The following is a 15,334-nucleotide window of genomic DNA, read 5'->3' as shown; positions in this document are numbered from 1 at the left end:
GATAGCCGCCCAGTGGGTTGTTCGCTGCAAAGTGCTCCAACAGCGTGACCGCTCTAACGCATTCTGCACCCCCGCCACGCGCCCCGGCATTCCACGACAAACAAAAAAGGGCGTTCTGCCTACGCAAAACGCCCAACAGGGTACAACGGTCAAGTTCCGGTCAATCGGCTTCGAGCACCAGCAGTTGCGCGCCATCGGCGACCTGATCGCCCACTGCATACAGCAACTCAGTCACCTTGCCTGCGAACGGCGCGCCGATCGTGTGCTCCATCTTCATCGCCTCCATGACGATGAGGGGCGTACCCTTTTCCACCGTCGCGCCCGGTTCCACGAGCACCGCGATGACCTTGCCAGGCATGGGCGCCGTGAGACGCCCTTCGCCGTGCTCCGTGTCGGCGGCATGCGCGAGCAGGTTCTGCCATTCGAACGACATGGCGGTACCGAGGCAGAACACATGGAACACATCGCCGTCGACAAACACGCGCCCCGTAACACGCGTGTCGCCGATGGTCGCGCCGTATTCGTCCGCGCCGTGCCCGCGCCACCACGAATACGAATCGACGCGGCCCGCACAGGCAAGCGTCTGTGCGCCGCCGTCCTGCGCAAACGTCGCCGAAAACGCGGTGTCGCTTTCGATATCGCGCCAGCCGAGCGATTGCGTGTAGCCGCCGTTCAGGCGCCAGTGCGTGAGTGAGGTCCACGGCGACGCGTCAACTGCCGACGCGCCCTCGCGAACGAGCAGCGCCGCACAAGCCAGCGCGAGCGCTTCGCGGACCGGCTTGCGGTGCGGCGCGAAAAGCGCATCGTGATGACGCTCGATCAAACCCGTATCGAGGTCGGCGGCGGCGAACGGCTCGCAGGTCACAAGCCGGTGCAGGAACTCGACGTTCGTATGCGGCCCCACCACCTCGCACGCTTCCAGTGCGCGCTGCATGCGCGCGAGCGCGTCTTCGCGCGTCGAGCCGTGGACGATCAGCTTCGCGATCATCGGGTCGTAGAACGGTGTGATCGTGTCGCCTTCGCGCACGCCGCTATCGATACGCACTGCAGCGCGCCGCCCTGCCTCGCCGATCGTAAACTCGACGCCTTCCGGCATGCGCAGATGCTTGAGCGTACCCGTCGAAGGCAGGAAGCCACGCGCGGGACTTTCGGCGTAAATACGCGCTTCGAGAGCATGTCCCTCTACGGCGAGTTGCGATTGTTCGAGCGGCAGTGGCTCGCCCGAGGCCACGCGCAACTGCCACTCGACGAGATCGAGGCCCGTGACCATTTCGGTCACCGGGTGTTCGACCTGCAGGCGCGTGTTCATTTCCATGAAGTAGAAGTGCGCGCCTGTCATGATGAATTCGACCGTGCCCGCACCCACGTACTGCACCGCACGCGCCGCCGCCACGGCCGCTTCGCCCATCGCGCGCCGCACGCTCGCGTCGAGCCCCGGCGCGGGCGCTTCTTCCAGCACCTTCTGATGTCGGCGTTGTACCGAGCAGTCGCGGTCGAACAGATAGACCGCTCCGCCATGCGTGTCGGCGAACACCTGCACTTCGACGTGACGTGGACGCAGCAGATACTTTTCGATCAGGACGCGATCGTTACCGAAGCTGCTCGCGGCCTCGCGCTTGCACGATGCCAGCGCCGCAGCGAAGTCCTCGCTGCGCTCGACGACGCGCATGCCCTTTCCGCCGCCGCCCGCGCTCGCCTTGAGCAACACCGGATAGCCCATGGCGTCGGCTTCGCGCTGAAGTAGCGCCGGGTCCTGATCGTCGCCGTGATAGCCCGGCACGAGCGGCACCGACGCCGTGTGCATCAACGCCTTGGCAGCCGCCTTCGAACCCATCGCGGCAATCGCCCCGACCGGCGGCCCGATGAAGACGATGCCCGCTTCATCGCAGGCTCGCGCAAAATCTTCGTTCTCCGAAAGAAATCCATAACCCGGATGAATCGCCTGCGCACCGGTCGCGCGTGCAGCAGCGATGATGCGTTCGATGCGCAAATAGCTCTGCGCCGCCGCAGCCTCGCCGATATGCACGGCTTCGTCACACGCCGCGACGTGCTTCGCGTTGGCATCGGCATCCGAGTAAACGGCTACGCTCTTCACGCCGAGCCGGCGACAGGTCGCCGCCACGCGGCACGCAATTTCGCCCCGGTTGGCGATCAGGATTTTGTTGAACATGTTTGGTCTCGCTGTCGTTCGGGTGAACCCTGCGCTTCACAAAAGCGGCTTAGCCGCGCCAACGTGGCGTGCGTTTTTCGAGGAACGATGAAACGCCATCGCGCCCTTCGTCGCTTGCCCGGATGCGCGCGATACGAATGGCCGTATCTTCGATCAGCGCGTCGTCGAGCGTTCGACCCGCGATATCCTGAACGAGCTGCTTGCACTCGCGCACGGCGTTCGGGCTGTTCGCGACGAGCGCGTCGGTGATGCGCTGAACGGTTGCATCGAGCGTGTCGGCGCTCACCGCCTCACTCACGAGGCCGAGGCGCTGCGCCGTCGCGCAATCGAACGCTTCGGCAGTGACGAAATAGCGGCGCGACGCCTGCTCGCCCAGTGCGCGAATCACATAAGGCGCGATGGTCGCCGGCATCAGGCCGAGGCGCGCTTCCGAGAGGCAGAAGTGAGCGGTCTCGACGGCGACCACGATATCGGCCGCGCAGACGAGGCCCATGCCGCCAGCGTAAGCGTCTCCGTGCACACGCGCGACGACGGGCTTCGGGCAGCGATAGACCGCCGAGAGCATAAGCGCGAGACGCATCGCATCGGCGCGGTTCTCGTCGTCGGAATAGCCCGCCATCTTGCGCATCCAGTTCAGGTCCGCACCTGCGCAAAATGCCTTCCCGTTGCCCGCTAGTACGATCGCGCGCACATCGTCGCGCGCGCCGAGCGTCGTGAACGCGGCTGTCACTTCCGCGATCATCGTCTCGTTGAATGCATTGCGCACGTCGGGCCGATTCAACGTGACCGTCGCGACATGACCCGTGATGTCGACCAGCAGCGTTTCGTATTGCATCGTCAAGGTCTCCTTGCTGCCGGCGCTTACATGCGGAACACGCCAAAGCGCGTGTCCTCGATGGGCGCGTTCATCGATGCGGAAAGACCTAGCCCGAGGACATCGCGCGTTTGCGCCGGATCGATCACACCATCGTCCCACAGCCGCGCGCTCGCGTAATACGGGTGCCCCTGGCGTTCGTACTGCTCGCGGATCGGCTGCTTGAACGCGTCCTCCTCTTCCGCGCTCCAGGCGCCACCCCTCGCTTCGATACCGTCACGGCGAACCGTCGCGAGCACAGACGCGGCCTGCTCGCCGCCCATCACCGAAATACGCGCGTTCGGCCACATCCACAGGAAGCGCGGCGAATACGCGCGACCACACATGCCGTAATTGCCCGCGCCGAACGACCCGCCGATGATCACCGTAAACTTCGGCACCTTCGCTGTTGCGACTGCGGTCACCATCTTCGCGCCATTGCGCGCGATGCCTTCGTTCTCGTACTTGCGGCCGACCATGAAGCCCGTGATGTTCTGCAGGAACACGAGCGGGATCTTGCGCTGGCAGCACAGTTCGATGAAGTGCGTGCCCTTGAGCGCCGATTCCGAAAACAGGATGCCGTTGTTCGCGACGATGCCGACCGGGTGGCCCCATATGTGCGCGAATCCGGTCACGAGCGTCGTGCCATACCGGGCCTTGAACTCGTCGAAGGCGGAGTCGTCCACGATGCGTGCGATCACTTCGCGCACGTCGAAGGGCTTCCGCGTATCGACGGGAATCACGCCATACAGGCTCTTCGCGTCATAACGCGGCGGCAGCGGATCACGCAACACGACAGGCGGCGTCTTCGCGCGATTCAGATTGCCGACGATGCTGCGCGCAATCGCGAGCGCGTGGGCATCGTTCTGCGCGAGATGGTCGGCTACGCCCGAAAGGCGCGTGTGCACATCGCCGCCGCCGAGATCTTCGGCGCTGACTTCTTCGCCAGTCGCGGCTTTCACGAGCGGCGGGCCGCCGAGGAAAATCGTCCCCTGGTTCTTCACGATGATCGACTCGTCGCTCATGGCGGGCACGTATGCGCCGCCCGCCGTGCACGAGCCCATCACGACCGCGATCTGCGGAATGTCCTGCGACGAGAGATTCGCCTGGTTGTAGAAGATGCGGCCGAAGTGGTCGCGATCGGGAAAGACCTCGTCCTGGTTCGGCAGGTTCGCGCCACCTGAATCGACGAGATACACGCACGGCAAGCGGTTCTCCTGCGCGATCTCCTGCGCGCGGATGTGCTTCTTCACCGTCACGGGATAGTACGTGCCGCCCTTCACGGTCGCGTCGTTGCAGACGATCACGCACTCCTGGCCCGCAATGCGGCCAATGCCGGTGATGATGCCCGCGCCGGGCGCATCGTCGTTGTACATGCCGTAAGCGGCGAGTTGCGAAAACTCGAGGAACGGCGTGCCCGGATCGAGCAGCTGCGCGACGCGATCGCGCGGCAGCAGCTTGCCGCGCGAGAGATGCTTGTCGCGCGCCGCCTCGCCGCCGCCAAGCGACAGTTTCTGGATCTTCTCGCGCAGGTCCGCAACGACCGCCTCGAGCGCGGCGGCGTTCGCCCTGAAATCGTCCGAGCGCGGGTTGAGCTTCGATTCGATGATCGGCATCGCGTGCTTCCTTTCGTGACGGTCGTCGGCGTTACATCGTTTCCGCGAACAGCTCGCGGCCGATCAGCATGCGGCGGATCTCGCTTGTGCCCGCACCGATTTCATAGAGCTTGGCATCGCGCCAGAGACGCCCGACCGGATACTCGTTGATATAACCGTTGCCGCCGAGAATCTGGATCGCCTCCCCGGCCATCCACGTCGCCTTTTCCGCGGTGTAGAGAATCACGCCCGCGCAATCCTTGCGCACCTGACGCACGTGGTCAGTGCCGATCGTGTCGAGCTGGCGGCCCACGGCATAGAGATACGCGCGGCACGCCTGGAAGGTCGTGTAGAGATCGGCGACCTTGCCCTGGATGAGCTGGAATTCGCCGATCGCCTGACCGAACTGCTTGCGGTCGTGAATGTACGGCACGACGGCGTCCATCACGGCGGCCATGATGCCGGTGGGACCGCCCGCGAGCACGGCGCGCTCGTAGTCGAGGCCGCTCATCAGCACCTTCACGCCGCCGTTGAGCTGACCGAGGATGTTCTCTTCGGGCACTTCGACGTCCTGGAATACGAGCTCGCCCGTATGCGAACCGCGCATGCCGAGCTTGTCGAGCTTCTGCGCCACGGAGAAGCCCTTCATGCCCTTCTCGACGATGAACGCCGTGATACCGCGCGACGCCGCTTCCGGATCGGTCTTTGCATAGACGACGAGCGTGTCGCAATCCGGGCCGTTCGTGATCCACATCTTCGTGCCGTTGAGCACATAGCGGTCGCCCTTCTTTTCGGCGCGCAGCTTCATGCTGACGACGTCCGAACCTGCATTCGGCTCGCTCATCGCGAGCGCGCCGACGTGCTCGCCGGACACGAGCTTCGGCAGGTACTTGCGTTTTTGCGCTTCGGTGCCGTTGCGGTGGATCTGATTCACGCACAGGTTCGAGTGCGCACCATAGGAAAGTCCAACCGACGCCGACGCGCGCGAAATCTCCTCCATCGCGACCATATGCGCCGTGTAGCCCATGTTCGCGCCGCCGTACTCCTCGGAAACCGTCATGCCGAGCACGCCCAGATCGCCGAACTTGCGCCACAGGTCCATGGGGAACTGGTCGGTGCGGTCGATTTCGGCCGCGCGCGGCGCGATTTCCTTTGCCGCGAAGGCGGCGAGGCTGTCGCGCAGCATTTCGACTTCTTCGCCAAGCGGGAACTGCAGTCCGGGTACATTGCTCATGAGTGTCTCCTGTGTCGGCGGGAGTTAGCGCTTTAGCGCTTACTCCCGCCCCATGCCCGTGAGGGCGGTCGGCCGGTGTTGTCGCTTTAGCGCTTACTCCGGTCCCATGCCCGATAGGGCGGTCGGCCGGCGTTGTCGCTTTATCGCTTTAGCGCTTACTCCGGCCCCATGCCCGTCAGGGCGGTCGGCCAGCCTTGGCGCTTTAACGCTTACTCCGGTCCTATGCAAAGTTCGATACGGGCACGTCCACGTCGTTCGCCCTATGGACGCCCATTTCACGCCACATTTACGTATACGTCAATAGGTTTTATTGAGTAACGCTCAGATTCCCATGGTTGAGCAAATTCCTTGTCTCCACGGCCTTAACTCACCGATAATGAAACGACGCCCCACCACTAACTGACCCTTACTCAAAATGCCAGCCGCTACCAGTACCGCCCTGCCCGCCTCCCGCCGGCAGCCCGCGGGGCGCAAATCGCAGCAGCGCGTGAAGGAGATCCTTCAGGCTGGCCGCGACGTGTTCTCCGAAAAGGGCTACGCGCGCGCGACCACCGCTGAGATCGCACAGCGGCTCGGCGTATCCGAGGCCACCGTGTTCAGCTACTTTCGCGGCAAGCGTGAACTCTGCGCGCGCGTGATCGGCGACTGGTATGACGAATCGATCGGGGCGATCGAGGCCGGCCTGCCGCGTGACGGCACCGTGCGACAGCAGTTTGCATTCATCGTCCGTATGCATCTGCGGCTGATGCTCGAAAGCGGAACGGGCATCTGCGAGCTGGTGCTGTCCGAGGGCCGCACGCGTCATCACGACCTGAGCGAAGCGCTCACCGAAATGCAGCGCCGCTACACGGCGCCGCTCATGCGCGTGCTCGCTCGCGGACAGGAGAGCGGCCAGATCCGCAACGACATGCCGCTGCGCCTTTTGCGCTCGCTGGTCTTCGGGCCGATGGAGCATGTTCTCTGGGACGCAACGCTCGGCAACCGGCGAACCGATATCGACGCCACGGCGAAGCGACTCGTCGACGTGCTGTGGACCGCGCTGCAACCGCCCAATATCGAACTGGCAGCGCTCGCGCAATTCAGCCAGGATGTGAGCGATGCGGTACGCCGCCTCGAACGGGAGCGCGCCACGGGCAAGCCGGGTGCAGCGGCCACACCCGACTGATTCCGCGATACGCTGACGGCTTCGCTTTCGCCGCCGCGCACCGTCGCCATGACCGATACGCTCACCGCCCCGATCGCTTCCCGTTTCGCCTCACTCGCGCTCGCGCATCTCACGCGCGAGTATCCGAACAAACTCACGCATTCGCTGGCCGGTCCGCAGGACGTGCAGGCGCCGCGCGCACTGCACCCGGTGTTTTACGGCAGCTACGACTGGCACTCGTGTGTCCATGGCTACTGGCTGATTTCACGTCTGCTATCGCGCTTTCCGGATTTGCCCGAAGCACCGCGCATCATCGCCGTAGTCGACGAACACTTCACCGACGAGAAGATGGCCGGCGAGCGCGCCTATCTCGACCTGCCCCAGAACCGCGGCTTCGAGCGGCCATATGGCTGGGCCTGGCTTCTCGCACTCGCCGCGCAACTCGACACGATGAAGACGCCCGAGGCTGCGCGCTGGTCACGCGCGCTTGCCTCGCTCACGGAGATTTTTGTCGAACGTTTCGCGGAATTTCTGCCGAAGGCCACGTACCCGGTGCGTGTCGGCACGCACTTCAACACCGCGTTTGCGTTGACGCTCGCACTGGATTTCGCGCGCCAGACCGCGCATGGCGCGCTGGCGATGCAGATCGAGGAAACCGCGCGACGCTGGTATCAGAGCGACGCGGCATGCCAGGCGTGGGAGCCATCGGGCGACGACTTTCTTTCGCCATCCTTGATGGAAGCCGTGTTGATGAGTCGTGTGCTGCCTGCGGACGAATTCGACGCGTGGTTCGGACGTTTTCTGCCGGACGTCGCCGCGCGCATGCCCGCGACCCTCTTCACCCCCGCGACGGTTACAGACCGCACCGATGGCAAAATCGCGCACCTCGACGGACTCAACCTGAGCCGCGCGTGGTGCCAGCGCACCCTGGCGCGCGCGTTGCCAGTGGGCGACGTGCGCGCAGACGTTTTGCGCGAAGCAGCGCAGAAGCATTTGCACAGCGCGCTGAACCACGTCGCGGGGGACTACATGGGCGAACACTGGCTCGCTTCGTTCGCGACGCTCGCGCTCGAGGCGTGAGCGCCTTGATAAAAAAAAGCGCACCGCGAGGTGCGCTTTCCGTAGGTCCAGCCGTCAGTTGACTAAATCTTCATTTGGAAACGAACGCAACGTACGGACCTGTTCCGCCGCCAGCCGACGTCTTGTCGGCAATGCCGTAATAGACACGTCGGCCGTAAAAGAACGGAAGACCGAGATCAATGGTCTGCGCCAGATATGCGCCAAGGTTGTTGAACGCATAGTTGATCGACGCAAACAACGACGATCCATTGGCAATGTTGAAGCTGGCGGTTGCAGCCGAGCCGTTGGTGCTGCTCAACGCAATCGAACGCGTCAGCGTGCTGGCTGGCGCGAAAAACCCACCTGCTTGCGGAATCGTTGAGTCGTCGAAGATCAGGGCATTCGAACCCGAATCCAGGTACGCGGACACCGTGCTCGCGCCGTTGTAGCTACCGGTGAAATCGCCGTGCAAATCCGTATTGAACACGGTCGCACCGGCACCCGCGAGCATGTTGTTCGCCTGCGTATCGATACCAAAGGTGACGGTGCCAGTGGCCGTAGCCGCCCCCTCACCGGGAATCGTTGGCATATCCACGATCAAGCCGTTGTTGTTCACCGTGAACAGCGAAACGGGATTGGTCACCTGATTGACTAGCGGCATCACGACCGCGGTCGCCGGATTATTGTCCGCGTAGTAGTAGCCCCATCGCGCCGTGGTGCCCGCGCAAGCAGTACCGCAGTCGTAGCGCGACACGCCCACGCCGAGTACGCCGTTGGCGCCCAGCGCGGCCGGACTGTTCAGTGGCGTATTCCACACGCAGGCGGTCGGAACTCTCGACACGATCGCTGGATCCGACATGACCTGGATCGGTACGGACGCCGCCATCTCGCCGCCGAGCTTGACGTCGGCGCTACGCAGGCTGCCCCATGTGTAACCGGAGCCGAACGCGGCACACTCCCCTACGTTGTTGCCGCTGGTGGCGTCGGTCCGGATGGGCAGCGCTGCCAGCGTCGCGGACGGAATCACGGATGCGTAAAGACGCAACCCGAAGGAACCCGTGTCGAGCAGCACTTTGTCTATCGTCGAGCAACTGGTTTGCGCGCTGCTGCCAGGCTTGCAAATCGTCACGCTCACGAGCGGGAAATTGCGCACAGAACTCGCCGACGACACGACAACGGGAATCGTGTTGCCGGTGTCCGCGCTGGCGCCGCCCGAGGACGTGTCCGATCCGGAGCTGCCGGAGCCCGAGGAATTTGAAGCACCCGAGGATCCGGACGAACCTGAGGATGCCGAAGAATCCGAAGCACCCGAGGAACCAGACCCGCTAGAACCAGACGTACCGGACCCTGACGAATTTGAGCTACCCGAGCCGGAATTCCCGGAACCGGACGAGCTGGAGCTGCCGGTACCGGTACTGCCGGTCCCGGAAGAACCCGAACTGCCGGTGCCGGTACTGCCGGTACCCGAAGAACTTGAACTGCCAGTGCCGGTACTACCGGAACCGGAGCTGCCGGAACCTGACGTACCTGCGCCAGTCCCCCCGGACGCATTGCCGTTCGAAGACGACCCCGACGCATTTGAGCTGCCTGTCCCACTGCCGCCTGAACTCGATCCAGTGTTCGACACGGTTGCGGACGTGCCGCTGTCGGCGGAATCGCCGTCACTGCCGCCCCCGCCGCAAGCCGAGAGAATCAGGCCCAGGCACAATGCTGAGGCCAAGGTGATCTTGCGCATGATGAGTTCCCCGCTCACTGGATCTGATCGGTCGTGAAGCCTTGCGGCAGCGCCTGTGGCAGCCACGCGCGGCCGACGAGCGCACCCATGTGCCCACCCGACTCCACTACGAGCCCCGACTCGCGAAGCGTGACGGGTCCGTGTCCGCCACCGCGTGCGGCGTGCGCTGCTGCGAGGCCTTTCTGCCAGGCAGGGAAATAGCTTCCCAGCAACGTGTCGAGCGACGCGACCCGCGGTCCGCTCCACGACACCGCGAACACTGTGCCGCTGCTGTCGAGGTACTCGCGGATCAACGCGCCGCCGTCCTGGGTGGTCGTGTTAACCGTCCACGGCGCGGCGGCTGTACCGCTGGCGGCCATGACGCGAACGGAAGAAGACGGCGTGCTGCGCACGCCATGAAACGAAGGTGAACCACCGAGCGCGGCCCACGCCGGTACAGACGCGAGCAGTGCCGCGACGCCGGTGCAAATCAGTCTCTCTTTCACGTTGCAGTCCTGATTGTTTGCGGAGGAATCGCACCGCGGCGATTGCGCAGCGCGCGGTGAGTCTACTGGCGGGGCACGCGCTTCTTTAGCGAATCCTGTCGAAATGACAATTCGCTTTTTTCTCGCGCTTTTTTTGCGATATGGAGACAGCCGGGGTGCCTTGTATCAAGGGCGCCAGGGGCGTTGAACCGACAAGCGTCGCGCCTCGAAGACCGCAATGGCTAGCGCAACGACGCATCCTTGACCGAAATATCTGGTGGACGGGAATACGCGGGATATTAGGAACGTTCTGATTGATGCACGACTGCGAAAAAATTGTCGATTGGTGCGTCGCAAATTCCGGAGCGAGCCCGTGAGCATCGGAAATCGACGCGCAACCGTCGTTGATTTGTTACCGAAGGTATGCTTACAGCTGACAGCCGATGATCCGACGCAACGCGAACCGCGACCAATGCAAGCGTGTAGCACGAGGTTCCATGCCGATTCGCCATTAATCCGCCCCCTATTTCAGACGCACATGGGGCATGTTGTAACAACTCGAAAGAACAGTGCAATTCACGTAATTGCATTGGCTCCGGCGATGTCGTAGCGTTCGATAATCCACAAGTGGGCGCACGCGCGCCCGGGCCATCAGTTCTGGAGATTGCTGTGAGAAGGTCAAAAATATTACTCGGGGTCGCCGTGGCGGCAATCGCGTGCGCGAGCGGCGTGGCCCATGCGCATGTTGGAGTCGTGGTCGGCGTCGGCGGGCCGTGGTACTACCCGGTCGTTCCGGGGCCTTACTACTATGGGCCGCCGGGGCCCGTGATCGTCGCGCCCCCGCCCGAGCCGCCCGACTACATCGAGCAGGGACAACCGGAATCCGGCCAGAACGATCCGTCATATGCGCAAGGCCCCGGATACGCTGCCGCCGACGACCAGGGCGACGCCGGCAGCACGTGGTATTTCTGCGATGCGTCGAAGACCTACTACCCTTATGTGAAGGAGTGTGCGTCGGGCTGGCGCGCGGTACCCGCCCAACCGGCTCCTCAGAACTAAACCTCCGTACCTGATCGAGCGTCAAATGAAAACCACTCACCTCGCGCTACTCGCCACTGCGGGTCTGCTCAGCGCCTGCGCCGTCGTCCCCCAGGGGCCGAGCGTGATGGCGCTGCCGGGCACCGGCAAAACCTTCGACCAGTTCCGCTCCGACGACGCCATGTGCCGCGCGTTCGCCTTCCAGCAGGTCGGCGGCCATACGACCAACCAGGCAGCCACCAATGCGGCAGTTGGCAGCGCTGCGCTCGGTACGGCGCTCGGCGCGGCGGCTGGCGCTGCGTTCGGCGGCGGCCAGGGCGCAGCCATCGGCGCGGGTGCCGGGCTTCTCACCGGCAGTGCTGTCGGCATGAACCAGGCCCAAGGTTCCTCCTTCGACGTGCAGCGCCGCTTCGACTTCGCGTACATGCAATGCATGTACGCGCAAGGCAACCGCATTCCCATCTCGGGGCGCATGATGACAATGCCGCCCCCTGTGGCGAGCACGCCTCCGCGCTATCTGCCGCCTCCGCCGCCGGGATCGCCGCCTCCACCGCCTCCCGCCATGCAGTGACCCACCGCCTTGTCGCGGCCGCGGCCGAAAGGCCCGACCGCGACAAGGCGTGATAAGTACAAGGCAGACCGGGCATGGTCCGCGGGGCTCATCCGTTAGCGTTGAGACATTTTTTTTATTGCGGCGTGATTACTTAGTTATCCATATTTATTGGCGAAAATGAAGAATGGGCACCACGTGGTGCCCATCCTAACCGTCGAAGTACAAACGCATCGCGCTACTGACCCATGGTTCCACCGTCCACGGAAGGCTGCCACGAAACATCGTGCGCCTCACCCGTCTGCGGATCGATCAGCGTCATCTTCAGCGCCCCGTGCTTCAGATCGGGCTTGGTTCCGTCGCCCGGTGACGCGCGTTGCTCCAGCAACGGCTGCAATACGGGCGCAAGCGATTTGAGCAACTGCACCGACAACGCACTCGTGAACGAATAGCGCGCCGCATAAGGTTCATGCACCCACGCCGTGAGCGTGCCGTAGAACCGGTCGCCGATCACGAACACGAAGGTCGCGCTGCGGTTCACCTTGCGCGAGACGATAAGCCGGGCCCCCGGCGCATAGACGTTGAAGCGCTGGTCACCCGTGCCGGTCTTGCCGTACACCGGCATCGTGTGGCCGTCCGGGAACGTCATGCCGTCGGCGAGACGCTTGGCCGTACCGCCTTCTACGACCGAAGTCAGCATCCCGCGCACGACCTGAACAATCTCCGGCGAAACCAGCGGCTGCGGCTTCGACTCCGCGTGCACGAAACGTGTCTCGTAGGGTGTGCCACGCGCGAATTCGAGCGATTCGAAGCTGTGCGTCGGCAGCTTTTCGCCGTCGCTCGCCACGAGGCCGATCAATTGCGCGAGTGCCGCGGGTCGATCGCCCGATGCGCCGATTGCCGCACCATACGAAGGCGTAATGCTCGCGAACGGATAGCCGAGCGCGCGCCACGACTGCCCAATCGCATCGTAGGCGCGAAGTTCGATCATGTGACGGATGCGGCGATTCTGCGTCGCGTAATACTTCGTCTTGAAGAGCCAGCTATAGGTGTACAGCCGAACATCCTTGCTGTCGTGCTGAACCTGATCGAGCGTTGCAGCGGGATGCGCGCGCAGATAGTTCAGCAGCCACAGTTCGAGCGGATGCACGCCCGAGATATAGCCACGGTCGTTGAGGTTAAAGCGGTCGATCGCGTACTTGTCGTACTCCTTCGCAAGGTCCTCGTCGTCGAGCCACTCGAATTTGGTTCCCTTGAGCTGCACGCGCATCTGCGCGTCGAACCAGGTCTGCGAGCCGTCCGGCACCACGCTGCGCAGCACCGTTGCGATCCGCGCCGGACCTTTGCGCGTGTGCTGAAGCAGCGTCGCCAGTTGTTCGTCGGCGCTCTTGCCCTGGTAGCGCGTGTAGAAGCGCTTCATGTAAACCTGGCTTTCGCCGTCCGCGAAGCGCGTGAGGTATGCCTTGCGCACGGCCGGATCGTCGAGCCATTGCGATGGCGGCCCCGACGTCTGGATCATCTCGTAGTGAACGATGTCGCGCATCAGCCGCACAAACACCAGATTCACCGAATGCTGAAATGCGCGATGCACCGTGAGGATCTGCGCGTTGTCGCTCGACTCGAAATTGTTGAAGCTTTGCGCGCCGCCGCCCGTGTAGAACGTTTCGCCCGGACTGGCGGAATATTTGCGCTCCACCGCCGCATCGAGCATCGAAGGCAGTGAACGGTCACGCGTCTTCGAAAGATAGTCGAGCGCCCAGCGGGTGAGCGCATCGGACGGATCGGGCTTGATCGCGCGAAGTTCCTTCGTGTCGAGCTCTGCGTATTGTGTGTGCAGGTCGCTCACGATCTGCAGGTACGTGATCAGCGTGCGGAGTTTGGCCGTCGAGCCGAGATTCAGGCGCGCACCAGAGTTGATATCGAACGGCTGATTCACGCTGTCCGTTTGCACGCGCACGAGGTTTTCGCCGTTGCGCCGCTCGAACAGCGTGAAGCTGTAGGCGATCTTCGAAGGATCGTCGGCAGGCTTCAGCATCTCGTACCCCACGATCCCGGCCTGGCGTGCACCGTCCTTCGTCGTCGCGTCGGCGAGACGCGCGTTCACGGCTTGCTGCACGTTGTCGTCGAGCGTCGCGGTCGCGCTGAGGTCGAGGCGGTCGAGATCGTAGAGCGTCTTCAAACCGAGCGTCTGCATCAATTGCGTGCGCAGCGACAGCACCGCCTTGCGCTCGACATACGGCGCCAGTGCGCGCTGCGGCTTCGAGCGGTCGAGCGTCAGTGACGTCGCGAGCGCGGCATCGCGCAGCGCAGGCGTGATGACGCCACCGCTTGCGAGCAGGCGCAGGTAGCTATCAGTGAGCTTCGCAAGCGCAGGATTGTCATGCTGCAGGAAATACGACGGCGCGCGTTGCGCGATCAGGAGCGAGAGCACCTGGCGGAACGCCAGCGCCTGCTCATCGAGCGTCGCAGCCGACACCGGGTCGCGCAGAATGCGGTTCACATCGCGGAAGTCGCGGCCATACCAGGCGGCAAGGCCGTCGCCGATACCATTGACTTCGCCGATGCCCGGCTTCGCGGAGAGCGGCACCGAATTCAGATAGCGGACCAGGATCTGCTGGCGCGCGGGCATGGTCTGCGGGCCGTCGAGATAGGCACGCACAGAAGCCGACGCGATCTGCCGCAGTTTTTCGGGCGGCGTCGCGGTGCGGCCGCCGTTCGAGTGGCGGAATTTTTCGATTTGCGTGGCGAGCGTGCTGCCACCCGGCGTCTGCTGCTGCCGGTTCACGAGGCGCGCGCCCTGATCGACGATCGCGCGACTGAAGCGGCCCCAGTCGATCGCCGGATTGCGGTTCGGCTGATCTTCGGCCAGCAGATACTTGTCTTCGATGAAGAGCAGCGAGTCGCGCACCAGCGGCGGCACTGCGTTGAAGTTTTCGTAGACGCGCTGCGGATAACGCGTGTGAAACAGCGTCGTGCCGTCCGCGTCGCGCAGCACGAGACCCGCCTGATCCTTTTCTTCATACGGCAGGAAAAGGCCCTGGTCCGCAAGCGCAATCATGCGTTCAGAATCACGCGCCTGCGACGCGACAGCAAAGCCATGCGCCTCCAGCCGCTGTTCGAACGAAGGCAATTGCACATAGCCGAGCCTCAAGTCGTACGGCCCGTTCGTCGTGGGGAAGCGGATGTTGTGGCTCGGGCCGCTGTCTACAGCGAAACCGATGTCGCGCGTAAGTTCGGAAAGATAGTGTGCCTGCAGCCGCGACGTATCGATTTCGATCTGGACGATACGCGCGATGATGACGGCGGCGGCGAGCAAAACGATGAACGCCCCCCACTTGATCCACCGCCACAGGGAGGACACACCCACGCCGAAGGTGCGAAAAGGAAACCGGATCGACGGGCGGTTCATGCGTATCCTCCCTGACTTTTCGCCAGATTACGGAGTGGCATCTGTCAGATAGTCTATCTCTCTCTGCAGGAGTTTGTCTGGCC

Annotated in this window: 12 protein-coding genes; 5 read left to right on the top strand and 7 right to left on the bottom strand. The window is 63.5% G+C overall.

The window, feature by feature from the left end:
* Window positions 1-160 precede the first annotated feature (160 nt).
* From L0U80_RS17275 to L0U80_RS17260, 4 genes are read right to left on the bottom strand one after another with little or no spacing between them, the layout of a single operon-like run.
* Window positions 161-2,170 (bottom strand): acetyl/propionyl/methylcrotonyl-CoA carboxylase subunit alpha, encoded by a 2,010-nt coding sequence (locus L0U80_RS17275; RefSeq protein ID WP_233867344.1) that lies wholly within the window; start codon window positions 2,168-2,170, stop codon window positions 161-163.
* Window positions 2,171-2,219: 49 nt separating this feature from the next.
* Window positions 2,220-3,005, bottom strand: coding sequence for an enoyl-CoA hydratase/isomerase family protein (locus tag L0U80_RS17270; protein ID WP_233867342.1), 786 nt, complete (start codon window positions 3,003-3,005; stop codon window positions 2,220-2,222).
* Between the two features lie 26 nt (window positions 3,006-3,031).
* Entirely contained in the window at window positions 3,032-4,639 is a 1,608-nt protein-coding gene (locus tag L0U80_RS17265; protein WP_233867340.1) for a carboxyl transferase domain-containing protein, read from the bottom strand.
* A gap of 31 nt (window positions 4,640-4,670) precedes the next feature.
* Window positions 4,671-5,852, bottom strand: coding sequence for an isovaleryl-CoA dehydrogenase (locus L0U80_RS17260; RefSeq protein ID WP_233867338.1), 1,182 nt, complete (start codon window positions 5,850-5,852; stop codon window positions 4,671-4,673).
* Window positions 5,853-6,267: 415 nt separating this feature from the next.
* On the opposite strand from L0U80_RS17260, the gene L0U80_RS17255 reads away from it, so the two are divergent.
* Both L0U80_RS17255 and L0U80_RS17250 read left to right on the top strand, forming a co-directional pair.
* A complete protein-coding gene (locus L0U80_RS17255) occupies window positions 6,268-7,017 on the top strand; it encodes a TetR/AcrR family transcriptional regulator (protein WP_233867335.1) in 750 nt (249 codons plus the stop codon).
* A 48-nt stretch (window positions 7,018-7,065) separates the two neighbouring features.
* Window positions 7,066-8,076, top strand: coding sequence for a DUF2891 domain-containing protein (locus tag L0U80_RS17250; RefSeq protein WP_233867332.1), 1,011 nt, complete (start codon window positions 7,066-7,068; stop codon window positions 8,074-8,076).
* A gap of 70 nt (window positions 8,077-8,146) precedes the next feature.
* On the opposite strand, the gene L0U80_RS31680 is transcribed toward L0U80_RS17250, so the two are convergent.
* A complete protein-coding gene (locus tag L0U80_RS31680) occupies window positions 8,147-9,190 on the bottom strand; it encodes a DUF3443 family protein (RefSeq protein ID WP_233871371.1) in 1,044 nt (347 codons plus the stop codon).
* Here L0U80_RS31680 and L0U80_RS31675 point away from each other — a divergent pair.
* The gene (locus L0U80_RS31675) at window positions 9,114-9,827 is read left to right on the top strand and encodes a hypothetical protein (protein ID WP_233871578.1); all 714 of its coding nucleotides are present in this window, start codon (window positions 9,114-9,116) and stop codon (window positions 9,825-9,827) included. The genes L0U80_RS31680 and L0U80_RS31675 overlap by 77 nt on opposite strands.
* Here the strand turns inward: L0U80_RS31675 and L0U80_RS17235 are convergent.
* Window positions 9,805-10,275: a DUF2844 domain-containing protein gene (locus tag L0U80_RS17235; protein ID WP_233867329.1), complete on the bottom strand. Its 471-nt coding sequence runs from the start codon at window positions 10,273-10,275 to the stop codon at window positions 9,805-9,807. The genes L0U80_RS31675 and L0U80_RS17235 overlap by 23 nt on opposite strands.
* A gap of 648 nt (window positions 10,276-10,923) precedes the next feature.
* Between L0U80_RS17235 and L0U80_RS17230 the strand changes: the two genes are divergently transcribed.
* Both L0U80_RS17230 and L0U80_RS17225 read left to right on the top strand, forming a co-directional pair.
* Window positions 10,924-11,313 carry a hypothetical protein gene (locus L0U80_RS17230; protein ID WP_233867326.1) on the top strand — a complete coding sequence of 130 codons (390 nt, stop codon included), beginning with the start codon at window positions 10,924-10,926 and terminating at the stop codon, window positions 11,311-11,313.
* A 25-nt stretch (window positions 11,314-11,338) separates the two neighbouring features.
* Window positions 11,339-11,863, top strand: a complete 525-nt coding sequence (locus tag L0U80_RS17225; RefSeq protein ID WP_233867323.1) for a YMGG-like glycine zipper-containing protein — start codon at window positions 11,339-11,341, stop codon at window positions 11,861-11,863.
* Window positions 11,864-12,080: 217 nt separating this feature from the next.
* Here the strand turns inward: L0U80_RS17225 and L0U80_RS17220 are convergent, their stop codons facing one another.
* Entirely contained in the window at window positions 12,081-15,251 is a 3,171-nt protein-coding gene (locus L0U80_RS17220; protein ID WP_233867321.1) for a transglycosylase domain-containing protein, read from the bottom strand.
* Window positions 15,252-15,334: the final 83 nt, after the last annotated feature.

The organism is Paraburkholderia adhaesiva, from assembly GCF_021390575.1.
GTDB classification, from domain to species: domain Bacteria; phylum Pseudomonadota; class Gammaproteobacteria; order Burkholderiales; family Burkholderiaceae; genus Paraburkholderia; species Paraburkholderia adhaesiva.
Note: the sequence above shows the minus strand (reverse complement) of the source record. Positions and strands in the feature narration are given on the sequence as shown.